Consider the following 20,221-nt stretch of genomic DNA (forward strand, 5'->3'; position numbering starts at 1 on the left):
GCTCAGAACTTCTGCAGGATGCTGCTGATGGTGTTCTTGAGGGTCTGGCCCATGGTCGCATCGACCTGAAGCGCGTTGGACCACATGGTCGTGCGATGGCGCAAGTCGGCCAGCGCCGCGGGGTCGTCGCCATTCACGTGGAGTTTATCGATCGACTCGAGGACGGCCTTGTGGGCCTTTCGCCCCTGCGAGATCATCCCGTTGTGGATCTTCTCCAAGGTGGCTTGGGGGCCGCCGTCGTGGAATCCGGTAGGTAGGTTCGTCAATAGCGCCTCAGTTTTCATTCAGTTTCTCCAGGATATTCAAGGCCGCTTCAAGGGCCGTTCGTTCGTCGTGCAACGCTTGGAATGCCGTGGGCGGCAAGGGGCGTGACATCTGCTCGGCGCGGGCCTGCCGCGCATGCTCCAGCACCCTGTACATCCGCGCGCGTATTGGTGGGTCACGTGTTTCCTGCAACAGCTCATCCATCATTGATGGGGTGCTCCTTCAGATTGATCGAGTAGTCCCGCCCACCTTTGCGCAATGTGATCGTCTGATCATCGATCGCCAGGATGCGGATACCGGAAGGCATCAGCGCGCCCACCGGATAGCGATGGTTGTCGGTCAGCGTCACGTAGGGCACCCGCCCCAATGACACCGCTCGCAGCGGGAAATCGAGTTTCCCGGGCACAAGTGCCCTGCCCTCATCGACCAGCTTCAACAGCGGATACTCGCCGAATGTCTGCCGAAACTGGCGCTGCAGGCTCAGGACGTCCTGATACTGGCGGTCATGCAGTGCCCCGCGCAGCACCAGGGTGTCACCGCGGTCCTCCAGGGTCAGGGCCTCCTCCAGTCCCCATTCGCGCAGCAGCTGGGCCAGGCGCGTCCGGGCCTGTGGAACGGGCAGGCTGTGTGACACGACCTGGGGATCGGCTGCGTTCGCCTTACCCTGTGCTTCGGCCTCCGGGATCAGCAGGCGTGTGAGCAGCGCCAGCAACAGCAGCAAACCGGCGCCCGGGATCATGAACCAGCCGGCCCGCAATCCGGGCCGGGGGATCGACTCGGGAAGGCGCTCGGCAAACACTTCGCCCTCCGTACAGAATGCCCAGCACAACGGGCCACAACGCTGGATGGCCAGAGCCTGCAACTCGACATCTGCCGCTAACGTCACCCCGGCCTGTGTCGGTGGTTCGGTGGTGCCCCACTCCAGCAGGCGTACCCCGCCAGGCCCGACCATCAGCACCAGGTGGATAGCGGCGATCCCTGCGTCCACCAGCACCAGATCGGCTTGCGCCGGGTCGGCGCCGATGACTACCCGGCCAGGTGCCAGGGACACCTCGGCCCCCGCATTCAGGCCACTGTAGACCCGCAGTTTCCAAGTCATTTCAAGAGCGCTCGTCACGGGCAGGACCTGACTTCAAGCCATTGCCGACACTTGCGAGCCCCGAGTCAATCAGCTTCGGCTCGATCAGGAACAACCGAACCGATCGGCGCGTGCTGCTGGACTGATAACGAAACAAGGCGCCCAGGAACGGAATGTCCCCCAACAGCGGGACCTTGCGCAGGCTTTCGCTCGACTCGTCGCGGTGGATGCCACCAATCATCAGGCTCTGCCCCAGGTCGACCCGGGCCAGCGTGTCGATGACCGTGCGACTGATGGTGGGTATACCATCGGGCCCAGTACTGTTGGGCTTCTGGCTACCGTCCTCGATATGCAGGCTCAGGCTGATTTCGGGCCGGTCCGCACTGCGGATCAGACGTGGGGTCATCTTCAACAAGGTGCCGTAGGTGATCGCCTTGAGCTCGGCGACGCGTTCGCCCAGCACCCGCACATAATAGGTTTCGCTGTGGTCTATCACCGCCAGGGTGTTTTCCTGGGTCAGCAAGGTCGGTCGCGACACCACCTGGGCGCGCCCCTCGCCCTGCATCAACGTGACCTTGGCCAGCAGCCGGTCCACGCCCCGGCTGTCGACCAGGCTGCCGGCAAGCGTGCCCTGCGCCTGGCCTGCGCTGGTGCGAATGTCGATCAACTGGTGCTTGCCGGTACCTATGCCAACCTGCCACTCCACACCCAGCTCCGCCAGGTGCTCGGCGTTGATGTCGAGGATCGTCAGCCCCACCTCGATGCGCGCCGCCGGACGGTCCAGCGCCGCCACCAAACGCCGGTACATGGGCATGCGCTCTGGGTGATCACGCACGATGATGGCATTGAGCGACGCTTCGGCCTGGACAACGGCTTGACTGGAGCCTATAGGCGCACCCTGTGCCACAGCCTGACCTTCGACCACGCGTACATCGGCGTTCGTCAGTACCCGAGAGAGGAGCGTGGCTACCCCGGGTACCGCCACCTTCTGGTCGCGATAATCGATTTCACGGTCTTCGGCCACCGCATGCCTGAGCGCGATCACCTCGACGCTCAGGTTGCCACCGCGTTCGTCCTGCAACACAGCCTGCTGCTCCAGGGCGTTGGCGGTCTGCTCGACGCGATCAAGGTAACGCGGCGGGCCCGAAACATACACCAGCTGCCCACCCGCCGCGGCGCGCCAGGCGAAGCGCGACGTCCAACCGCCACCCTCCTGCAGGGCGGCACGCAATTGCGGCTCGCGCACTTTGTCCAGGTGAACAAGGCGGGTCTGTAGTTCGCTGGACTTGCCGACATATAGCACCGCGCCGTCGTAGTACCAGGCCAGGTTGAACAGTACGGCGACCTGCTCGAGAAACGCCTCCGGGTCCGGCTGCTCGAACGTGGCGTTCACCTGGTCCCTGACCTTGTCGCTGACCACCACCGCCCCCTGGTAGTTGGCGGCGAAGTTGCCCAGCAGGTCACGCAGGCTCTCGCCCTGGGCAACGTAGTGGAAAGGCTCCTGGGGCCAATCCAGTGACTCGCCCTGGGCCGCAAGGCTGGCCAACAGCGCCGTCAAACCGGCGGCAAGCGACCTCAAGGCAGCCATACGCGAGCTCCCCGGTGAGTCGCGGGCACTGGATCAGCATGTTGCTCGCACAGGAGAGCGAGCAGGTCGACCTGAGCACCCAGCACGTGATCCACGATGTCGAGATCGCCCTGGGCCAGGTCTACCTGCGCTTCAAGCAGCGGCTCTCCCGCAGGTGTCAGCGCCAGTCGCTGCGGACAGTGCTGCGCCCACACCGTCAGCATGCTCATCAAGCGGCGCAAGGCTTGCGGGTCGAGGCTGGCGCCTTGGCCCACCAGTGACGACAGCGAGCTGCGAACAACCAGTTGCGTGCCTTGCGGCTCGAGCGAAAGGGCACGCCCCTCGATCCACAATTGGTAGCCACCGCGCTCATTTGCCAACCAGGGAGGCATGCCCAACCGTCGGGCCATTTGCTGCAAAAGTGTGTTCATACGGGCATCGTCCGTGCAACGGAGGGAACAGAAGAGTTTGTCAGCCACGGCGAGCATCGCTGGGGGTGCGGCCGAACCGTCGGCGATAGCTCTGGCTGAAATACGACTGGCTGGAAAAGCCGCTTTCCATGGCGATGTCGACAATGCTCATACGCGTGTTAAGCAGCAGATGGTGCGCATGGACGATCCTGCGCTCGGTGATCCAGGCCCGTGGCGAGCAGTTGTAGAAGGTGTTGAACAAACTCTTGAACGCCGTCAGGCCCAAGCCGAAGGCCTGGGCGTACTGGTCCAGGCGCCAATCACGCAGATAGTGCTGTTCCATGAATGCGTGCAGGCGATCGACATGGCGATTGCCCTGTTGCCGCAGTGCCGCCAGCAAGGTCCGCCCCTGCGCGCCGAAAATGAGCAGCAGCAACAGCTCCTCCAGGCGCAGCATCGCCAGCATCGACGACGTGCCTTCGCCCCCGAGCGCCGCCAGGCGAGTCACACATTCCTGCGCCATCGTGCAGGGTCGCAGCCGGAGGGTACTCACACCTGGCTCGTCACAGCGTTCGAGGTGGGCAAGGTCATTGCCATGACGTTTCACGAACGCCTGCACGAAATTCACATCCAGCGGCAGCCAGAGCACTTCGCATGCCTGCCATTGGCTCGCCACCAGATAGGTGCCGCGCTTGACGAACAGCAGCTCGCCTGCCTGTAGGTGAATGATGTCGTCCTTTCCGCGAAGCGTCAGCTGCCCCACCATCACCGCGTAGAAGCCTTCCTGCCCCTGGGACGCGAACCCCGCCCCGACAACATCCAACTGCCGACCTTGCACACACCAGCCCTCAACTGGAGAAATCCCTATCACGCGAGGCCCTACTTCCCGTAGGACCCTATACGCATCGTCGGACAGCAGATCGTGCAAGATTGAGATGACCTTGCAGCCCTTGCCTCCGCGATGCAGACAAGGCCACAGACTACGGCGCCTTCCCACGAATGAACGCAGGGATTGTCCTCGCCGAGAGGGAGGCTATTCGCCATCACTTGTAGGAAATTCATCAGCTCTGTAAGGCAATGCGAAGCACGCCTGTGCCGAATAGCAGCAAGCCCAGCAGCTAAAAAATGGCGACCACACCCGCTATCTTGCAGGCTATGCACTGACTACCGTGGCAAGCCCTTTGATCGAGAGCTCGCCATGTCAGGCACGAACTATGACTACGCATTGACCCAGCTGTACGCTGCCCTGAAGCTGGAGCCCCCCTTGACCTTCGAGCCGGTGATCAGCCTGCGCGTGGGGTCTTTTGTGTGCAACGTTACCGAGCACCCGGCGGACCACTTGCTGATGTTCATCGAACTCCCCGTAATCGACGACATACGCTGGGGTGAACAGAACCTGTTCTGCCAGGACACCTGCAAGCCTGTGATCGGTCTCGACCCGCTCACCAACATACAAATACTGTGGAATCGCCAGCCCCTGGCGCAGCTGGACCGCGCCATGGTGCATCACCAGCTCGAGCAACTGGTGCAGGCCGCCCACGATCTGGCAGGTGATGAAACAGCCTGAACGCCGCTCAGGGCTGCCCCCAGACCTGCGCCTCGCTCCAACCCAGCGCGGCAAAATCCTCGGATCGCAGTGAGGCCTCCTCTTCGCAGAAGAATTCGTCCAACTGCGGTGGCCTGATCGCCGTATCGCTGAGCATCGCGTGCACCTGGCCGCGATGGTGGATCTGGTGCTCGAACAGGTGTGACAGCAAGCGCAAACGTTGCTCCTGTTGCACCCGGTCCGGTCGCACGATGCTCACATAGCGCCGCAACTGGTCGTCGCGCAATTGCCGGCAATAGGCGATCAGGCGCTGGTCGGCCTGGGCCTGCTGGGCCTGCAGGTCGGTGCAGGTGGCGAAGGGCTGCTCGGGTTGGAAGAAGCGCTCGCCGTCCGGATCCGGCGTTTGGCCGCGTTGCTCGCACTCCAGTGCATCCAGATAGAACCAGTCCACCGTCAACAGGTGGTTGAGGGTGGCCTTGATCGACGGGAAGAAACTGCAGCGCGGGGCGACGAACTCGTCCTGGGTCAGTTGCAGGCAAGCCTTGTACAGGCGGTGGTTGGCCCAGCCATTGTTGTAGGCCTGGGTCAGCAGATGATGCGACAGCGGCTCCATGGGCAGCTCCTTCAGGCGAAGCGTTGCAGTTGCATCTCCCGTAGCCGGCTCAGGGTCCGTTGGTACGGGAACGCCAGATACCCTTGAGTGTAGAGCGCTTCCAGCGGCACCTCGGCTTCCAGGTACAACAACACCCGACGGTCGTAGCATTCGTCCACCAGGGCGATGAAGCGCCGAACGCTGTCATCCTTCGGCGCCAGTGTCGGTAACTGGCGGTCCCCGGCCTCGACGCGGGCGGCCCCGTCCTCGGTACCGCGGGCAATGCGGCCGGCCTGCTGGAGGCCACCCAGGGCCGGAATGCCGCTGACCAGGATCGCCGGAAAGCGGTCGCACAAGGCCATGAAGTCCATGGCGGCCAGCGGCTGCTCGCACAGGGCACTAAAATGGCACCAAATGGCCTGCGTACTGCGGCGCAGCACGCCGATCTGCCGGGAGCCAAGCTGCAGCGGTTGGTCGTTGCCTGGGTCGTCCGGGCTCAACTGGCCGAACACCGCCTCGAGCGCGCTCGACCGCCCCGGCTGGCCGACCCAGTAGCGCTGCTGTTGCAGGCCGGGGTGCAAGCGGTGATCCTGCTCCCCCGCCACCGCCAGCACGCGCATGTGCCGCTCGATGGCGGCGATGGCCGGCAGGAACCGCTCGCGGTTGAAGCCATCGCGGTACAACTGGCAGGGCGGCTGGTTCGAGGTGGCGACGATCACCACACCGTGATCGAACAACACCTGGAACAGACGGCCGAGGATGATCGCATCGCCGATATCGCTGACGAACAGCTCGTCGAAACACAACACCCGTATCTCCTCGGCCAGCGCCCGGGCCAGGGCCGCGAGCGGGTCGGCGGTGCCATTGAGCTGGAACAGGCGCTGATGAACCCATGCCATGAAATGGTGGAAATGCTGGCGCCGGGCCGGCAATTGCAGGCTGCGATGGAACAGGTCCATCAACCAGGTCTTGCCACGGCCGACCGGGCCCCAGAGGTACAGGCCTTGCGTCGGCAGGCCCTGACGCAGGGCGTCGAAGCAGTCCTGCAACGCAGCCACAGCCGCTGCCTGGGCGGGATCGGCGACGTAGCCACGCTCGGCCAGCGCCTTGTGATAAAGGGATTCAGGGGTCATGCCGCGCATGGTACGCCATCGCTGGGCAAGCCCGCTTCCACAACATTGCCCCAGGGCAACTGTAGTAGCTTGCTCCAGGGCCTCCGCCGGGACGATCATCCCTCTGTCAGCCCCACCTTCAGCAAGGCGCCATCCTTGGCATCGGTCAGCACGTACAGATAGCCATCCGGCCCTACCCGCACGTCACGAATCCTGGCTTTCAGGTCAGCCAACAGCCGTTCTTCATGCACGACCTTGTCGCCATCGAGCTGCAGTCGGATCAACTCCTGTGTCGCCAGCGCACCGATGAACAGGTTGTGGTCCCAGGCCTTGAACGTGGGGCTGTCGTAGAACGCCATGCCGCTGATGCCCGGCGACTTTTCCCACACGTGGTGCGGATCGACCATGCCATCGACGTGCTTGCCCTTGGCCTCTGGGATCGGCAGCAGCGAGTAGTTGATGCCGTGGGTGGCGATCGGCCAGCCATAGTTCTTGCCCGCCTTGGGGATGTTGATCTCGTCGCCGCCACGCGGGCCATGCTCGTGGGTCCACAGCTTGCCGGTCCAGGGGTTCAGCGCCGCGCCCTGCTGGTTGCGGTGGCCGAACGACCAGATTTCCGGACGCACGTTGTCGCGCCCGACGAAGGGATTGTCCTTGGGTATCTCGCCGTCGGGCAGGATGCGCACGATCTTGCCCTGCAGCTTGTCCAGGTCCTGCGACGTGGCGCGCTGGTTGTTCTCGCCCAGGGCGATGAACAGGTAACCGTCACGGTCGAACACCAGCCGCGAGCCGAAGTGGTTGCCTTCGGACAGCTTGGGCTGCTGGCGGAAGATCACCGTGAAGTTCTCCAGGCGTGACTGGTCCTGGGTCAGCTGGCCACGACCGACCGCAGTACCGGCCTTGCCATCGCTGCCCTCCTCGGCATAGGACAGATATACGGTTCGATCCTTGGCGAACTCAGGCGAGAGCACCACGTCGAGCAGGCCGCCCTGCCCCTCGGCCCAGACCTTGGGTACACCGGACAGCGGCGGCCCGACCTTGCCCTCGGCGTTGACGATACGCAGGTTGCCGGGGCGTTCGGTGACCAGCATGTCCTTGCCGCCGGGCAGGAAGGCCAGCGCCCAGGGATTGCGCAGGCCGTCGGCAACAGTGCTGACGGTCAGCCGCCCCTCCTCGCTGGGGTACTGCTGCTCGGCGGCGGCCTGCGCCAGCAGGGGCAACAGGCTGGCAGCGGCCAGGGTGGTCAACCAGGTGCGTGGGGTCATGCTCGCTTCCTTTGCAAGGGCTCACGGCACACGTAGGGAGTCGCGTGGTGGCCGGGTGGGTTCCAGGTTCGGGGTCTGCTGCTCGCGGCGCAGGTTTTCACCGTTGCCGATACCGCGGTTGTCGAGGGTGGGCGGACGCGGGTTGGGTTGCGTGGACGGGCCGCGCACGGGCGGCATTGCCGGTACGCTGCCCTGCCGGCTGTTGGGGTTGGCGCGCATGATCGGGCTGTTGTAGGGGTTGTTGCTGTCGTTGGCGGCAATCAGTGGCGGCGCCAAGGGCGCGGCCTGCAGTGGCAACGCCAGCACCAGGCCGAGGCCCAGGATTGGCAGTGTGGGATTCATGCTTCACCTCCGGTACGAAAAGGCGCGCTCGAAGGTTGGATAGCCTAAGGCGCGCAGGGTTCGACGCAAAAGGATGAATTTGGGTCCTGATGTTTCAGTATGCACCCCTCAGTTGCCTGGCGTTATCCCACCTTGTGCCGCGCTGCATACAGGCACAACATCTCCATCGCCAGGGTCGCGCCTGCCAGCGCAGTGATATCGGCATGGTCATAGGCGGGCGCCACCTCTACCAGGTCCATGCCCACCAGGTTGATCCCGCGCAACCCGCCGAGTATCTCCAGCGCCTGCACCGTGCTCAGGCCGCCGCATACCGGCGTGCCGGTGCCGGGTGCGAAGGCCGGGTCCAGGCAATCGATATCGAAGGTCAGGTACACCGGCCGGTCGCCCACCCGCTGGCGGATGGCAGCGACGATCGCCTCGGTGCCCTGGCGATGCACCTGGCGGGCGTCGAGAATGGCGAAGCCCTGGCTGTCGTCGTTGGTGGTGCGCAGGCCGATCTGCACCGAGCGCGCCGGGTCCACCAGCCCTTCCCGCGCCGCGTGCCAGAACATCGTGCCATGGTCGATGCGCTGGCCCTCCTCGTCCGGCCAGGTGTCGCTGTGCGCGTCGAAGTGCACCAGCGCCAGCGGGCCATGGCGACGGGCATGGGCCTTGAGCAGCGGATAGCTGATGAAATGGTCCCCGCCCAAGGTGAGCATGGCGCAGCCAGCCTCGAGAATGTGCTCGGCATGCGCCTCGATGCTCTGCGGCACCGACTGCGGCGTACCGCTATCGAAAGCACAATCGCCGTAGTCGATCACCGCCAGGTGGTCGAACGGATCGAACGCCCAGGGCCAGTGCCGGGCCCAGGCCTGTTGCACCGAAGCGGCGCGAATCGCCCGCGGACCGAAGCGCGCGCCGGGTCGATTGCTGGTGGCGGTGTCGAACGGCACGCCACTGACCACCACGTCGACACCCCGCAAGTCACGGCTGTAGCGGCGCCGGGAAAAGCTGGTGATACCGGCATAAGTGCTCTCGGCGGCGGTGCCATAGAGGCTGCCACGGGTAATTGCCTGGTCGTTGTCCTGGGCGAGATCCACGGTGTTTCTCCTGTCGTTGTCGTTCACTGGCGGCTGCGGAAGGCGGTCCACAGGCGGTTGCGCTGGCGCAGGTCGGCCAGCGCCATGCTGCGGTCGGCGAACAGGCGCTGGCGCACCTCGGCCGACGGATAGATGTCCGGATCGTTGCGGATCGCCGCGTCCACCAGCGGGGTGGCGGCCTGGTTGGCGTTGGCGAAGAACAGCGTGTTGGTCAGTGCCGCCACCGAGTCGGGGCGCAGCATGAAAGCGATGAAGGCGCGGGCCGCCTCGGGATGCGGTGCGTCCTTGGGGATCACCAGGTTGTCCTGCCACACCAGCGTGCCCTCGCGGGGGATGCGGTAGATCAGCTCGAAGGGCTTGCCGGCGCGGCGCGCCTGGTCGGCGGCCATGGCGGCATCGCCGTTGTAGGTGAGCGCCAGGCATACGCTGCCGTTGGCCAGGTCGTTGATCTGGCGGCCATTGGCCACGTAGCTGATCGACGGTTGCAGTTGCTGCAACAGCGCCTGCGCCGCGTCCAGGTCGGCCTTGTCCTGGCTGTACGGGTCCTTGCCCAGGTAGTTGAGGGTCACGCCGATCACCTCCTGGGGCGAGTCCGGCATGGCGATGCCGCAGTCCTTCAGGCGGCTGGCGTACTCAGGCTTGAACAGCAGGTCGAGGCTGTCCAGGGGCACATCGCCCAGGCGCTGGCGTACGGCCTCGACGTTCACCCCCAGCCCCAGCGTGCCCCAGGTGTAAGGCACGGCATGGCGGTTGCCGGGGTCGGCCTCGGCCAGCTTGGCCAGCAGGTCCCGGTCTAGGTTGGCGTAGCCGGGCATCGCCTGCGCCTCGAGCGCCTGCAGAGCACCGGCCTTGAGGGCTCGAGCCAGCACCGTGGCCGACGGCACCACCACGTCGTAGCCACTGCCACCGGTGAGCAGCTTGGTCTCCAGCACCTCGGTGGTGTCGAAGGTGTCGTAGCGGACCTTGTAGCCGGTCTCCTTCTCGAAACGCTCCAGGGTCTGCGGGGCGACATAGTCGGCCCAGCTGTACAGGTTGACGACCTTCTCTTCGGCCTGCAGGGGCAGGGCGATCAGCAATGAAAGCAGGCACAACGTCGAACGCATGGCGGACACCTCGGCATAGGGGTGGATGCCGCCAGCATGCCTGCCGGGTTACATTGCAAAAATGGCAACTTTGCGAAGCTGACATTCACCAGGAGCAATGTGATGCTCGGACAATTGCACGACCCGGACCTGCACCTGCTGCGGCTGTTCGTCACTGTAGTCGAGGCCGGCGGCTTCAGCGCCGCCCAGGGGGTGCTGGGGCTCAGCCAGCCCAGCATCAGCCAGCAGATGGCGAAACTGGAGACCCGCCTGGGATATCGCCTGTGCAGCCGGGGCAAGGGCGGCTTCCGGCTGACCGAGAAAGGCGAGTTGCTGTTGCAGGCCACCCGCGGCCTGCTGCTGCAGATCGAGCAGTTCCGCCAGCAGGCCAATGGCGTGGCCGGGCGCTTGCTGGGCAGCGTGCGCATCGGCCTGGCCGAGAACCAGGACCGTGACGTCAGCCTGCGCCTGGCCCAGGCCATCGCGCGGTTTCGCCAGCGTGACGAGAGCGTGCGCCTGGAACTGACCAGCGCGCCACCGGCCGAACTCGAACGCTTGCTGCTGGAGCAACGCCTGGACTGCGCCATCAGCTACTTCTCCGGCAACCAGGCGGCGTTCGACTACCTGCCGCTGTTCGAGGAGCGCCAGAGGCTTTACTGCGGCAAGGGGCACGTCTTGTTCACCCAGGCCCAGGTAACCCGCGAGCAGTTGCTCGAGGCCGACCAAGTGAGCCACCCCTATCGTTTTCTCAAACAGGGCGAGCCCTTCCAGAGCCGCCACAGCATGGCGGTGGCAGAGCAGATCGACAGCGCCTTGACGTTCATCCTGTCAGGGCGACACATCGGCTTTCTGCCGTGCCACTGCGCCGCGCCCTGGGAAGCCCAAGGTCTGTTGCGGGCGTTGGATACCGCGCTGGATTTCGTGGTGCCGTTCACCCTGGCCAGGCATCGCGGGCAAACACCCGGTGAGGCGCAGCAAGCCTTCATGGAAGACCTGCGCATGACATTCGGCTCGCGTTAGGCCCGGAACATCGGCAGGCCCCGCTTTCATCGTCGCCACGCATTTGCGACACTGCCGACTCGCCCGTGCCACAAGGCCAGATCCCCATGTATGCCCGCATCTGCCTGATCCTGCTGCTGACCCTTGGCCTGAATGCCTGCGCCCTGTTCCAGGGTCGCGACCCGCTGAACATCAGCGTGATCGGCATCGACCCCCTGCCCGGCCAGGACCTGGAGCTGCGCATGGCCGTGAAGATCCGCGTGCAGAACCCCAACGAAACCCCGGTGGACTTCAACGGCATCGCCCTCAACCTGGAAGTCAACAACCAGCCCCTGGCAGCCGGGGTGAGCGACCAGCGCGGGCACATCGGCCGCTACGACGAAGCGGTGCTGGTGGTGCCGGTGAGCGTCACCGCCTTCGCCTTCCTGCGCCAGGCCTACGGCCTGCGCCGGGCGGACTCGCTGCAGGGCCTGCCCTATGTGTTGCGCGGCAAGCTGGCAGGAGGGCCGCTGGGTACCGTGCGCTTTACCGACAAAGGCAAGCTCGACCTGCCAACGGCCGCAGGCCCTGCCTGGTAACCCGCTTTACCGGCAGGCTGGCAGATCACTCACCTGCGCCGGATGAACCGACGAAACGTACTCCGGGCCGCGGACGCTCGTCCACGCTGAGCTCGAACACATCCGGCCGCGCATAGTGGCCGACCACGTCGAAGTCGTAGCGCGCACGCACCAGTTCATCGGTATCGACCTCGGCGCAAAGCAGGCCACGCTCACCCACCAGCGGTCCGGCCAGCACCTCCCCAAGCGGGCCGACGATCACGCTGCCGCCGTTGATCAATGGCCGTTCGGCCGGCCAGTTGGCCACCTCCAGGCCCAGTGCGGCGGGCGAGTCCTGCACCTGGCAGGCGCTGATGACAAAGCAGCGCCCCTCGGCGGCGATATGGCGCATGCTCACCTGCCAAAGCTCGCGCTCGTCCACTGTCGGTGCGCACCACAGTTGCACACCCTTGGCGTACATCGCAGTGCGCAGCAGCGGCATGTAGTTCTCCCAGCACACTGCCGCGCCGATGCGCCCGGCACGGCTTTCGATTACCGGCAGTGTGGAGCCGTCGCCCTTGCCCCAGATCAGCCGCTCGGTACCGGTGGGCATCAGCTTGCGGTGCTTGGCCACCAGGCCGGTGTGCGGCTCGAAGAACAGCACCGTGCAATACAGGGTATTGCCGCTGCGCTCGATCACGCCGATCACCAGGCTCGCTCCGGTACGCGCCGACAAGCCGGCCAAGGTGTCGGTCTCGGGCCCCGGTACATCAATGGCATTGGCGAAATAGCGGGCGAAGGCTTCACGCCCCTCGGGCAGGCGATAGCCGAGCTGGGTGCCGAACCCTTCGCCTTTCGGGTAGCCACCGAGCAAGGCCTCGGGCATCACCACCAGGCTGGCGCCGGCATCATGGATGGCCTGCTCGTAGTCGAGGATCTGCGCCAGGGTGGCGGCCTTCCCGCCAGGCAGCGAACCGATCTGCAGGGCGGCGACGATGGACTTGGGCATCGAGGGAACTCCAGTCTGGAAGGTCTGTTGGATTCTCCAGCGCAGGCGTTCGGGGTGTTCGCCTGGCTCAGCGGTTGGCGCTGGCGGCGGCCATCATCTTGTTCACTTCGCTGCGCACCAGCTGGTTGAACTCCGGCGGCGACATGCCGTCGAGTTCGGCACGTACCCATTCCGCCCACTTGCCCTTGCGCCGCGGCTTTTCTGCGATCAGCCGCGCCGCCTCGCCCTTGGCCTTGCCCAGGTTGTTCTGCCAGTAGTCGAACAAGCGGGCCTTTTCTGCCTCGATCTGCGCCCTTTCCTGGAAGCTCATGTTGGCCAGATTGAAACTCATCGGGTATTACCTGCCGCTGGAAAATGTGCCTATCTTACACTGCGTCGACGCGCCACCGGTACGCCACTGCAACTTTCGCGGCAGCGTGGCATCCATTGTTCAACGCCCAACCCTTCACGAGGATGTGTACATGGCCAGGAAAACCGCTGCGCAAGGCAACAACGACCAGATCAAGGATCAGGTGTTCAGCGAGCTGCAGGCATTGATCGAGGAATCCGAGAAGCTGCTCAGCGACAGTGCGGCGCTGGTCGGCGAGGAAGCCGAAGGCATGCGCGCGCAACTGGGGCTCAAGTTGCGCCAGGCGCGCGATGCCACCAGCCGCCTGGGCCAGAAGGCGCAGCCGGTGGTCGAGGCGACCCAGGAGTATATCGGTGGCCACCCCTGGCAGACCGTGGCGATTTCCGCAGGCCTCGGCCTGGTGGTCGGGTTGCTGCTCGGTCGCCGACAATAACTCAGGCGGCTTGCGCCTGGGGAATACCGCTGTGGAAACGCAGTTCCTGGTCGGGCGAGGTGATCAGCCCGACCTCCGCTTCGCGCACCTGCTCCACAACCCTGGCAATGTCCGCTTCGTCGCCATACTGGTGAGCCAGCTTCAGATAACCTTGATAGTGTCGCGCCTCGCTCTTGAGCAGGCCGTGATAGAAGGTGCCCAGCTCCTCGTCCAGGTGCGGCACCAGGGCGGCGAAGCGTTCGCAGCTGCGCGCCTCGATGAAAGCCCCCACTACCAGGGTGTCCACCAGCTTCACCGGCTCGTGCGCCCGCACCAGCCGCCGCAGCCCAGAGGCATAGCGCCCTGCCGACACCGGCCGTAGCGGCACGCCGCGGCGCTTCATCAGACGCAGCACTTGCTCGTGGTGCACCAGTTCCTCGCGGGCCAGGCGCGACATCATGTTGATCAGGTCGAGATGGGTGTTGTACTTGGCGATCAGGCTCAGCGCCGTGCTGGCGGCCTTGAACTCGCAATTCTTGTGATCGATCAGCAGGGTTTTCTGGTCGGCCAGTGCCGCCTCGATCCAGGCGTCGGGGGTGCGGCAACCCAGGAAGGCATCGATTTCAGGAATCAGGGACATGGTACTCACAATCACACGGGACATCGGCGGGACCGGCGATTATACCGGCGGCGCTGGCAAGCGCCAGTGACTATGCTTGATGCAGGTCAACCGGCGGCAGTCGCCGCGCCGTCTATAGTCAGGCATTGGTCGCCATCCGAGAAAGGAGTTCACGCCCATGCAAGCCGTGCGCAGCATCCTCGTCGTCCTCGACCCCGAGCACGCCCATAGCCGGGCCCTGACCCGGGCCAAACTGATTGCCGGGGTGACCGGTGCGCGCCTGCACCTGCTGATGTGCGACAAGAAGCAGGACCACAGCGCGCTGTTGAGCCTGCTAAGCAGCCAGTTGCATGATGATGGCTACGACAATGTCACCCATGAACAGAAGTGGAAGGACAGCCTGCACCAGTCGATCATCCATGTGCAGCAAGCGGAAGGCTGTGAACTGGTGATCAAGGAGCACCGCCCGGAAAACCCCTTGCGCAAGGCATTGCTGACCCCCAGTGACTGGAAGCTGCTGCGCGCGTGCCCCTGCGCAGTGCTGATGGTCAAGAGCGAGCGCCCCTGGACCGGCGGCGTGATCCTGGCGGCGGTGGATGTGGGCAACCAGGACGAGGCCCATCGCCGGTTGCACACCAGCATCATCGACCACGGCTATGACATCGCCAGCCTGGCCAAAGGCCAACTGCACGTGATCAGCGCCCATCCATCGCCGATGCTGTCGGCTTCCGACCCGGTCTATCAGCTCACGGAGACCATCGAGAAACGCTATCGCGAGGCGTGTACGGCGTTCCAGGCGGAATTCGATATTACCGATGACAGGCTGCATATCGCCGAAGGACCGGCCGACGTACTGATTCCCTATACCGAGAAGAAACTCGACGCGGTAGTGACCATCGTTGGTACCGTGGCCCGCACCGGCATCTCCGGGGCGCTGATCGGCAACACCGCAGAAGTGGTCCTGGATGCGCTGGAAGGCGATGTGCTGGTACTCAAGAGCGAAGAGGTCACGGCACACTTGGCTGAACTGGCACGTGGCTGAACCATCGCCCCAAACTGGTGCAATCGCTCTAGAATAGGCCGCCTCTCCAGCCACAGAAGCAGCACCATGGACATCGATCAGGCCCGCACCTTCCTGGAAATCGTCCGCTGCGGCAGCCTGGTCGCCGCGGCTGAACGGCTGTTCGTCTCGCAGACGGCAATCAGCGCCCGTGTGCAGCGCCTGGAGCAGCAACTGGGCTGCCAGCTGTTCGTGCGCAGCCGCAACGGCGCCAGCCTGACCGCCGATGGCGAGGCTTTCGTCAGCTATGCCAACCAGCTGGTGCAGACCTGGGAGGCGGCGCGCCGTGACCTGCCGCTGCCCCAGGGCTGCCAGCTGGTGCTGCATGTGGGCGCCGAAGTGAGCCTGGGCAATCCGATGCTGCTCGACTGGGTCAGCGCCTTGCACCAGGGCCTGCCCAGCCATGCCATCCGCAGCGAGGTCAGCGATGGCGAAGCACTGCTGCGCAAGGTGGAGATGGGCTTGCTCGACGCCGCGCTGGTCTACCAGCCGACCTATGGTCCTGGCCTGCAAGTCGAGCAATTGATGGAAGAGAAGCTGATCCGTGTGCGCCGGGTCGATGCGCCCGATCCGTACATCTACATCGACTGGGGCGAAGCTTTCCGCCGCCAGCACGACGCCGCCCTGCCCGAGCTGTCGCGCCCGGCCCTGAGCTTCAACCTCGGGCCCCTGGCCCTGCAGTTCATTCTCGAGCACGGCGGCAGCGGCTATTTCCGCACCCGGGTGGTCCAGGCCTACCTGCAAAGCGGGGTATTCGAGCGCGTGCCCCAGGCGCCGGAGTTCACCTACCCGACCTTCCTGGTGCATGCCCGCGAGCGCGACAGCGAGGCGTTGCAGCAGGCCTTCAGCGTGTTGCGCCGGCTGGTGGCCGCTGGCGAAAGCGACTGGTCACAGCGCTGGGACCCGGTGATCTGAGCCCTGCGCCGCGGCAGTGAGCAGGTGCCGCTTGAGGCCGGCGATCAGGTCGGTCTGGGTGATCACCCCCACCAGCTTTTCGTCGTCGAGCACCGGCAGGCAGTGCAGCCCCTGTTCACTGAGCAACGGCAACAGGCGCTCCAGCGGATGCTGGCTGCCGACGCTGACCACCCGACGGCTCATCACCTGTTCCAAGCGCACCACCTTGCGCCGGAACAGGCCACGCCAGCTGAAACGCCCACGCGCCATGGCCGGGCCGACCAGGTCGCTGAGACTGACGACCCCCACCAAGCGCCCCTCTTCCAGTACCGGCAGGGTCTTGAGGTGATGGCCAGATAGCAGCTTCCAGGCCTGTTCGAGGGTGGTGCGCGGCGTTGCCCACTGCACGTCGCGGGACATCACCGAGCTGGCGGTGATGCCGCCCAGGCTACGGTGCAGGGCGTGTTGCTCGGTGGCCAGGATGATCCGCTCCAGCTCGTCACGGGTGACATCGACGAACTCGCCGATCTCCTCCAGGGCCTGGTCCAGGTCTGCGGCGCAGATGCCGACCCGCTCGCCCGGCAGCGCGTCGTGGGTGTGATGCAGGTCGCGGCGCGGGGTCGCGCCCTTGGGGTAGCGCACGCCGGTCAGGCGGTTGTAGAGCACAGCCACGCCGACCAGGATCAGCGCATTGAGCAGTACCGGCTCGAGCAGGTGGTCACCCATGGCCACCAACCCTGGGTCGGCCAGCACGGCGCTGGCCGCCACGCCGCCACCGGGCGGGTGCAGGCAGCGCAGCAGGCACATCGCCAGGATGGCGATGCCCAACGCCGCGGCCGCGACCCACAACCCATCGCCGAATGCGTGACGCATGGCCAGGCCCACGGCAGCCGCCAACGCATAACTGCCCAGTACGGGCCAGGGCTGGGCCAACGGGCCCGAGTGCACGGCGAACACCAGCACCGCGGAGGCTGCCAGCGGCCCCAGCAAATGCAGGGCGATCGATGGCCCATAGGCCAGGCTGCACAGGTAACCCGCAAGAAACAGTCCAAGCAGCGCGCCTAGGCCTGCTCGCAACCATTCTCGGGGAGGGATGTTCAGGGGCGCCGGCAGCAGGCGCTGCAGGCGGGATTCGGGACGCGAGGCAGACATCGAGGTGACTTGATCGTGTTCTTCTGATTGTAAAAAGAAAGCCCAGCGCGACCGGCCTGGGCCCTGTGTTGCGCAATGCAGTGGCGCAAGGGGGCTCCGTCCTTGGAGAGATGGAAACCGCAAGGTTTCGTGGCCGGCATTGTGCCGGGCGCAGGTGGCGCTGGGCCAATTCAAAAAACTGCGGCTGTACTGCAATTTTTTTGCACGGTTGATCCGCCCCGCGATTGGGCCGGCGCCGATCAACGCCCCTTGCGCGGCAGTTCGATACTGACCCGTAGCCCGCCCAGCGGGCTTTCCAGCAGTGCGATGCGCCCCCCCCATGCCTCGACGATATCGCGCACGATGCCCAGCCCCAGGCCATGGCCATCGACCTGCTCGTCCAGCCGCGAGCCGCGCTCGAGCACTTGCAGGCGTTGCGCCTCAGGGATGCCCGGGCCATCGTCATCGACCCACAGCTGGTAACCTTCGGTGGTTGGCGCGATGCCCAGGCGCACCTCGCTATCGGCCCATTTGCAGGCGTTGTCCAGCAGGTTGCCGAGCAGTTCCAGCAAATCCTCGCGGTCCCAGGGCAGCAACAAGCCCGGAGGTACATCGCGCTCCAGCAACAAGCCTTCGCCATGGATCATCCCCAGCGTCGCCAGCAGCCCGGGCAGTTCAGCGTCACAATCGAACTGCGCGCCAGGCAAGGCATCGCCGGCCAGGCGCGCGCGGTTGAGTTCGCGGGCGAGGCGTTGCTGGATCTGCTCCAGTTGCTCGCGCATCTGCGCGCGCACCTCGGGCAGCGCCTGCAGGCGTTCGCTGGCAGCCAGGCTGATCAGCACCGCCAGCGGCGTTTTCAAGGCATGACCGAGGTTGCCCAAGGCATTGCGCGAACGGCGCAGGCTGTCTTCGGTATGGGTCAACAGGTGGTTGATCTGGTCCACCAGCGGTTGCAGTTCGCTGGGCACTTCGGCGTCCAGTTGCGAGCGCTGGCCCTGCTGCAACTGGGCGATCTGCTGGCGCGCCCGCTCCAGCGGGCGCAACGAGCGGGTCACGGTGAGGCGCTGCAGCACCAGGACCAATATCAACGCCACCAGCCCCAGGCCCAGGCCGATCTGTTGCATGCGCCGAAAGCCCTCGCGCACTGGTGAGTAGTCCTGGGCCACGCTGATCGAGATGTCCTGGCCGAGCCGCCGGTAGTCCCCACGATAGGCCAGCAGTTGCTGGCCCTCGGGGCCCAGTTCGTGGCCATCGTCCAGGCCGGGTTTGCCAGGCTTGGGCATGTCCATGTCCCATAACGATCGGGAGCGCCAGGTACCCTGGTCGAAATCAATGCGGAAGTAGTAGCCCGAGAACGGCTGCTGGTAGGCTGCCGACAGTCGTCGCTCGTCCAGCTGCAGGCCGGACGGGCCACGCACCAGCGCCACCAGCAGGTTTTCGCTTTCCTTGCGCAGGCCCGCTTCCAGGTAACGCTGCAGGCCCGCCTCGAACAGCCACAAGGTCAACTGCGCCAGGGCCAGCCCAACCACTACCAGTACCGCCACCAGGCCCAGGCTCAGGCGCGCCTGGATCGACTTCACGCGGCGCTCCCGGCATACACGTAGCCCTGGCCGCGGCGGGTCTCGATCACGCTGCGCCCCAGTTTGCGCCGCAGGTGGTTGACGTGCACTTCCAGCACGTTGGAGTCGCGTTCGGTTTCGCCGTCATAGAGGTGCTCGGCCAGGTGGCTCTTGGACAGCACCTGCCCCGGATGCAGCATGAAATAGCGCAACAGACGGAACTCGGCGGCGGTGAGCTGGACATCGACACCCTCACGGCTCACGCACTGGCGCGACTCGTCCAGATGCAGGCCGGCCGCTTCCAGTTTCGGCTGGTTGGCCAGCCCCTTGGCCCGGCGCAACAGGGCCTGGATGCGCAGTTGCAGCTCCTCGGGGTGGAAGGGCTTGCTCAGGTAGTCGTCGGCCCCGGCCTTGAGGCCTTCGATACGCTCGGCCCAGGAGCCACGGGCGGTGAGGATCAGCACCGGGGTGGCCAGGCCGCTCGCGCGCCATTGCCCCAGCACTTCGAGCCCCGGCAGCCCGGGCAGGCCCAGGTCGAGGATGATCAGGTCGTAGGGTTCGCTCTGGCCCTGGTACACCGCATCGCGGCCATCGGCCAGCCAGTCCACGGCATAACCCTGGCGCTGCAGGGTGGCGGTCAGTTCATCGGCCAGGGGGACATTGTCCTCGACAAGCAGCAGGCGCATTCAGTCGTCTTCCTCGTCTTTGAGCAGCGCGCCGGTGCGGGCGTCGAGCTTGATCTCGCGCACCACGCCTGCCGGGGTCAGCAGTTCGACCTCGTACTCGTAGCGCTCGTGCTTCTCTTCCAGCTCCGCCTCCAGCAGCCGTGCCCCGGGGTAACGCCCCAGGGCGGCTTCGAGCAATTGCTCCAGCGGCAGGATGATGCCCTTTTGCCGAAGCTCCAGGGCTTCATCCTGGTCCAGGTCGCGCGCGGCGGCCAGCGAACAGACGGTCAACAGGGCCAAGGCCAGGTAGCGTGCCGTTCGCGGTAGTGCAGGCATCAGTTGTCTCGCTCGTCCTTCAGGACTTCACCGGTCTTGGCGTCCAGGGCCACGTCCCATTCGACGTTCTGGGCATCACGCAGGTCGACCTTGTAGATGTAGCGGCCGTACTCATCCTCGAGCTCCGAGTCGGTCACGGTGGCGCCGGGGTGCTTGGCCACGGCGGCGGCCTTCAGATCGTCCAGCGACTTGATGGTCTTGGCGTTCACCAGCTTGACCACTTCATCGGGCTGCACATCCTTGGCGAAGGCGGCATTGGCACCGAAAGCGAGGGCGGCGGCGGTGAACAGGGCAGTCAAAGTTTTCATGAGGTTC

General features: G+C 65.2%; 26 protein-coding genes. 6 read left to right on the forward strand and 20 right to left on the reverse strand.

Features of this window, described 5'->3' with window-relative positions; all coding sequences use genetic code 11:
* Positions 1-2: 2 nt before the first annotated feature.
* Genes KHO27_RS12890 through KHO27_RS12915 form a run of 6 tightly spaced genes read right to left on the reverse strand, consistent with a single transcriptional unit; the run spans position 3 to position 4,247 of the window.
* Entirely contained in the window at positions 3-284 is a 282-nt protein-coding gene (locus KHO27_RS12890) for an EscF/YscF/HrpA family type III secretion system needle major subunit (RefSeq protein WP_110700866.1), read from the reverse strand.
* Positions 274-471 (reverse strand): EscE/YscE/SsaE family type III secretion system needle protein co-chaperone, encoded by a 198-nt coding sequence (locus KHO27_RS12895; protein WP_110700868.1) that lies wholly within the window; start codon positions 469-471, stop codon positions 274-276. The genes KHO27_RS12890 and KHO27_RS12895 overlap by 11 nt, the downstream gene beginning before the upstream one ends.
* Complete coding sequence (locus KHO27_RS12900) at positions 461-1,363, reverse strand: FHA domain-containing protein (protein WP_110700871.1); 903 nt, start codon at positions 1,361-1,363, stop codon at positions 461-463. Before KHO27_RS12900 ends, KHO27_RS12895 begins: the two co-directional genes overlap by 11 nt.
* Position 1,364: 1 nt before the next feature.
* Positions 1,365-2,930: a type III secretion system outer membrane ring subunit SctC gene (sctC, locus tag KHO27_RS12905; RefSeq protein WP_110700873.1), complete on the reverse strand. Its 1,566-nt coding sequence runs from the start codon at positions 2,928-2,930 to the stop codon at positions 1,365-1,367.
* Entirely contained in the window at positions 2,918-3,397 is a 480-nt protein-coding gene (locus tag KHO27_RS26395) for a CesT family type III secretion system chaperone (protein WP_110700875.1), read from the reverse strand. Before KHO27_RS26395 ends, sctC begins: the two co-directional genes overlap by 13 nt.
* Positions 3,381-4,247, reverse strand: a complete 867-nt coding sequence (locus KHO27_RS12915) for a helix-turn-helix transcriptional regulator (RefSeq protein ID WP_146230425.1) — start codon at positions 4,245-4,247, stop codon at positions 3,381-3,383. The genes KHO27_RS26395 and KHO27_RS12915 overlap by 17 nt, the downstream gene beginning before the upstream one ends.
* A gap of 270 nt (positions 4,248-4,517) precedes the next feature.
* On the opposite strand from KHO27_RS12915, the gene KHO27_RS12920 reads away from it, so the two are divergent.
* The gene (locus KHO27_RS12920; RefSeq protein WP_111533039.1) at positions 4,518-4,886 is read left to right on the forward strand and encodes a CesT family type III secretion system chaperone; all 369 of its coding nucleotides are present in this window, start codon (positions 4,518-4,520) and stop codon (positions 4,884-4,886) included.
* Positions 4,887-4,893: 7 nt separating this feature from the next.
* Here the strand turns inward: KHO27_RS12920 and KHO27_RS12925 are convergent, their stop codons facing one another.
* The 6 genes from KHO27_RS12925 to KHO27_RS12950 all read right to left on the reverse strand — a co-directional run bounded on the left by KHO27_RS12925 (position 4,894) and on the right by KHO27_RS12950 (position 10,358).
* Positions 4,894-5,478 carry a DinB family protein gene (locus tag KHO27_RS12925; protein ID WP_110700881.1) on the reverse strand — a complete coding sequence of 195 codons (585 nt, stop codon included), beginning with the start codon at positions 5,476-5,478 and terminating at the stop codon, positions 4,894-4,896.
* Positions 5,479-5,489: 11 nt separating this feature from the next.
* Positions 5,490-6,590, reverse strand: a complete 1,101-nt coding sequence (gene zapE / locus KHO27_RS12930) for a cell division protein ZapE (protein WP_110701006.1) — start codon at positions 6,588-6,590, stop codon at positions 5,490-5,492.
* Between the two features lie 95 nt (positions 6,591-6,685).
* Positions 6,686-7,834, reverse strand: a complete 1,149-nt coding sequence (locus tag KHO27_RS12935) for a PQQ-dependent sugar dehydrogenase (protein ID WP_110700884.1) — start codon at positions 7,832-7,834, stop codon at positions 6,686-6,688.
* 21 nt (positions 7,835-7,855) lie between these two features.
* Positions 7,856-8,176 (reverse strand): hypothetical protein, encoded by a 321-nt coding sequence (locus KHO27_RS12940; RefSeq protein WP_110700886.1) that lies wholly within the window; start codon positions 8,174-8,176, stop codon positions 7,856-7,858.
* Between the two features lie 122 nt (positions 8,177-8,298).
* Positions 8,299-9,255: an agmatinase gene (speB, locus tag KHO27_RS12945; RefSeq protein ID WP_110700888.1), complete on the reverse strand. Its 957-nt coding sequence runs from the start codon at positions 9,253-9,255 to the stop codon at positions 8,299-8,301.
* A 23-nt stretch (positions 9,256-9,278) separates the two neighbouring features.
* The gene (locus tag KHO27_RS12950) at positions 9,279-10,358 is read right to left on the reverse strand and encodes an extracellular solute-binding protein (protein WP_110700890.1); all 1,080 of its coding nucleotides are present in this window, start codon (positions 10,356-10,358) and stop codon (positions 9,279-9,281) included.
* Between the two features lie 102 nt (positions 10,359-10,460).
* Between KHO27_RS12950 and KHO27_RS12955 the strand changes: the two genes are divergently transcribed.
* Positions 10,461-11,357, forward strand: coding sequence for a LysR family transcriptional regulator (locus KHO27_RS12955; RefSeq protein ID WP_111533037.1), 897 nt, complete (start codon positions 10,461-10,463; stop codon positions 11,355-11,357).
* A gap of 86 nt (positions 11,358-11,443) precedes the next feature.
* The gene (locus KHO27_RS12960; RefSeq protein WP_111533036.1) at positions 11,444-11,914 is read left to right on the forward strand and encodes an LEA/WHy family protein; all 471 of its coding nucleotides are present in this window, start codon (positions 11,444-11,446) and stop codon (positions 11,912-11,914) included.
* A 25-nt stretch (positions 11,915-11,939) separates the two neighbouring features.
* On the opposite strand, the gene KHO27_RS12965 is transcribed toward KHO27_RS12960, so the two are convergent.
* Positions 11,940-12,881, reverse strand: a complete 942-nt coding sequence (locus KHO27_RS12965) for a carbon-nitrogen hydrolase family protein (protein ID WP_110700896.1) — start codon at positions 12,879-12,881, stop codon at positions 11,940-11,942.
* 67 nt (positions 12,882-12,948) lie between these two features.
* A complete protein-coding gene (locus tag KHO27_RS12970; protein WP_023630897.1) occupies positions 12,949-13,212 on the reverse strand; it encodes a hypothetical protein in 264 nt (87 codons plus the stop codon).
* A gap of 130 nt (positions 13,213-13,342) precedes the next feature.
* Here KHO27_RS12970 and KHO27_RS12975 point away from each other — a divergent pair, with 130 nt between their 5' ends.
* Positions 13,343-13,663 carry an ElaB/YgaM/YqjD family protein gene (locus KHO27_RS12975; protein ID WP_110700898.1) on the forward strand — a complete coding sequence of 107 codons (321 nt, stop codon included), beginning with the start codon at positions 13,343-13,345 and terminating at the stop codon, positions 13,661-13,663.
* A 1-nt stretch (position 13,664) separates the two neighbouring features.
* Here the strand turns inward: KHO27_RS12975 and KHO27_RS12980 are convergent, their stop codons facing one another.
* Positions 13,665-14,282 carry a MiaE family protein gene (locus KHO27_RS12980; protein WP_214501940.1) on the reverse strand — a complete coding sequence of 206 codons (618 nt, stop codon included), beginning with the start codon at positions 14,280-14,282 and terminating at the stop codon, positions 13,665-13,667.
* Positions 14,283-14,439: 157 nt separating this feature from the next.
* On the opposite strand from KHO27_RS12980, the gene KHO27_RS12985 reads away from it, so the two are divergent.
* Both KHO27_RS12985 and KHO27_RS12990 read left to right on the forward strand, forming a co-directional pair.
* Positions 14,440-15,303 carry a universal stress protein gene (locus KHO27_RS12985; protein WP_214501941.1) on the forward strand — a complete coding sequence of 288 codons (864 nt, stop codon included), beginning with the start codon at positions 14,440-14,442 and terminating at the stop codon, positions 15,301-15,303.
* Between the two features lie 66 nt (positions 15,304-15,369).
* Positions 15,370-16,236, forward strand: coding sequence for a LysR family transcriptional regulator (locus tag KHO27_RS12990; protein ID WP_102683276.1), 867 nt, complete (start codon positions 15,370-15,372; stop codon positions 16,234-16,236).
* On the opposite strand, the gene KHO27_RS12995 is transcribed toward KHO27_RS12990, so the two are convergent.
* From KHO27_RS12995 to KHO27_RS13015, 5 genes are all read right to left on the reverse strand, one after another.
* Positions 16,210-17,367: an HPP family protein gene (locus tag KHO27_RS12995; protein WP_214501942.1), complete on the reverse strand. Its 1,158-nt coding sequence runs from the start codon at positions 17,365-17,367 to the stop codon at positions 16,210-16,212. The two genes, KHO27_RS12990 and KHO27_RS12995, sit on opposite strands and share 27 nt — an antisense overlap.
* 239 nt (positions 17,368-17,606) lie before the next feature.
* Complete coding sequence (locus KHO27_RS13000) at positions 17,607-18,926, reverse strand: sensor histidine kinase (protein ID WP_214501943.1); 1,320 nt, start codon at positions 18,924-18,926, stop codon at positions 17,607-17,609.
* The gene (locus KHO27_RS13005; protein ID WP_102683274.1) at positions 18,923-19,591 is read right to left on the reverse strand and encodes a response regulator transcription factor; all 669 of its coding nucleotides are present in this window, start codon (positions 19,589-19,591) and stop codon (positions 18,923-18,925) included. The genes KHO27_RS13000 and KHO27_RS13005 overlap by 4 nt, the downstream gene beginning before the upstream one ends.
* On the reverse strand, positions 19,592-19,906 hold the full coding sequence (locus KHO27_RS13010; RefSeq protein WP_023632694.1) for a PepSY domain-containing protein: 315 nt from the start codon (positions 19,904-19,906) through the stop codon (positions 19,592-19,594).
* Complete coding sequence (locus KHO27_RS13015; protein ID WP_139669941.1) at positions 19,906-20,214, reverse strand: PepSY domain-containing protein; 309 nt, start codon at positions 20,212-20,214, stop codon at positions 19,906-19,908. Before KHO27_RS13015 ends, KHO27_RS13010 begins: the two co-directional genes overlap by 1 nt.
* Between the last annotated feature and the right edge of the window lie 7 nt (positions 20,215-20,221).

It is taken from the genome of Pseudomonas sp. RC3H12, from assembly GCF_018596375.1.
In the GTDB taxonomy this organism is placed as follows: Bacteria; Pseudomonadota; Gammaproteobacteria; order Pseudomonadales; family Pseudomonadaceae; genus Aquipseudomonas.

Bases quoted from the DNA above. Each gene is read 5' to 3' on its own strand.
- KHO27_RS12925 (WP_110700881.1), bottom strand. From the start codon at position 5,478: ATGGAGCCGCTGTCGCATCATCTGCTGACCCAGGCCTACAACAATGGC.
- KHO27_RS12895 (WP_110700868.1), bottom strand. From the start codon at position 471: ATGATGGATGAGCTGTTGCAGGAAACACGTGACCCACCAATACGCGCG.
- KHO27_RS12935 (WP_110700884.1), bottom strand. From the start codon at position 7,834: ATGACCCCACGCACCTGGTTGACCACCCTGGCCGCTGCCAGCCTGTTG.
- KHO27_RS12990 (WP_102683276.1), top strand. From the start codon at position 15,370: ATGGACATCGATCAGGCCCGCACCTTCCTGGAAATCGTCCGCTGCGGC.
- KHO27_RS12985 (WP_214501941.1), top strand. From the start codon at position 14,440: ATGCAAGCCGTGCGCAGCATCCTCGTCGTCCTCGACCCCGAGCACGCC.
- KHO27_RS12965 (WP_110700896.1), bottom strand. From the start codon at position 12,881: ATGCCCAAGTCCATCGTCGCCGCCCTGCAGATCGGTTCGCTGCCTGGC.
- KHO27_RS12970 (WP_023630897.1), bottom strand. From the start codon at position 13,212: ATGAGTTTCAATCTGGCCAACATGAGCTTCCAGGAAAGGGCGCAGATC.
- KHO27_RS12975 (WP_110700898.1), top strand. From the start codon at position 13,343: ATGGCCAGGAAAACCGCTGCGCAAGGCAACAACGACCAGATCAAGGAT.
- KHO27_RS12890 (WP_110700866.1), bottom strand. From the start codon at position 284: ATGAAAACTGAGGCGCTATTGACGAACCTACCTACCGGATTCCACGAC.
- KHO27_RS13005 (WP_102683274.1), bottom strand. From the start codon at position 19,591: ATGCGCCTGCTGCTTGTCGAGGACAATGTCCCCCTGGCCGATGAACTG.
- KHO27_RS12940 (WP_110700886.1), bottom strand. From the start codon at position 8,176: ATGAATCCCACACTGCCAATCCTGGGCCTCGGCCTGGTGCTGGCGTTG.
- KHO27_RS26395 (WP_110700875.1), bottom strand. From the start codon at position 3,397: ATGCTCGCCGTGGCTGACAAACTCTTCTGTTCCCTCCGTTGCACGGAC.
- KHO27_RS12960 (WP_111533036.1), top strand. From the start codon at position 11,444: ATGTATGCCCGCATCTGCCTGATCCTGCTGCTGACCCTTGGCCTGAAT.
- KHO27_RS12950 (WP_110700890.1), bottom strand. From the start codon at position 10,358: ATGCGTTCGACGTTGTGCCTGCTTTCATTGCTGATCGCCCTGCCCCTG.
- zapE (WP_110701006.1), bottom strand. From the start codon at position 6,590: ATGACCCCTGAATCCCTTTATCACAAGGCGCTGGCCGAGCGTGGCTAC.
- KHO27_RS13010 (WP_023632694.1), bottom strand. From the start codon at position 19,906: ATGCCTGCACTACCGCGAACGGCACGCTACCTGGCCTTGGCCCTGTTG.
- KHO27_RS12995 (WP_214501942.1), bottom strand. From the start codon at position 17,367: ATGTCTGCCTCGCGTCCCGAATCCCGCCTGCAGCGCCTGCTGCCGGCG.
- KHO27_RS13015 (WP_139669941.1), bottom strand. From the start codon at position 20,214: ATGAAAACTTTGACTGCCCTGTTCACCGCCGCCGCCCTCGCTTTCGGT.
- KHO27_RS12920 (WP_111533039.1), top strand. From the start codon at position 4,518: ATGTCAGGCACGAACTATGACTACGCATTGACCCAGCTGTACGCTGCC.
- KHO27_RS12980 (WP_214501940.1), bottom strand. From the start codon at position 14,282: ATGTCCCTGATTCCTGAAATCGATGCCTTCCTGGGTTGCCGCACCCCC.
- KHO27_RS12955 (WP_111533037.1), top strand. From the start codon at position 10,461: ATGCTCGGACAATTGCACGACCCGGACCTGCACCTGCTGCGGCTGTTC.
- sctC (WP_110700873.1), bottom strand. From the start codon at position 2,930: ATGGCTGCCTTGAGGTCGCTTGCCGCCGGTTTGACGGCGCTGTTGGCC.
- KHO27_RS12900 (WP_110700871.1), bottom strand. From the start codon at position 1,363: ATGACTTGGAAACTGCGGGTCTACAGTGGCCTGAATGCGGGGGCCGAG.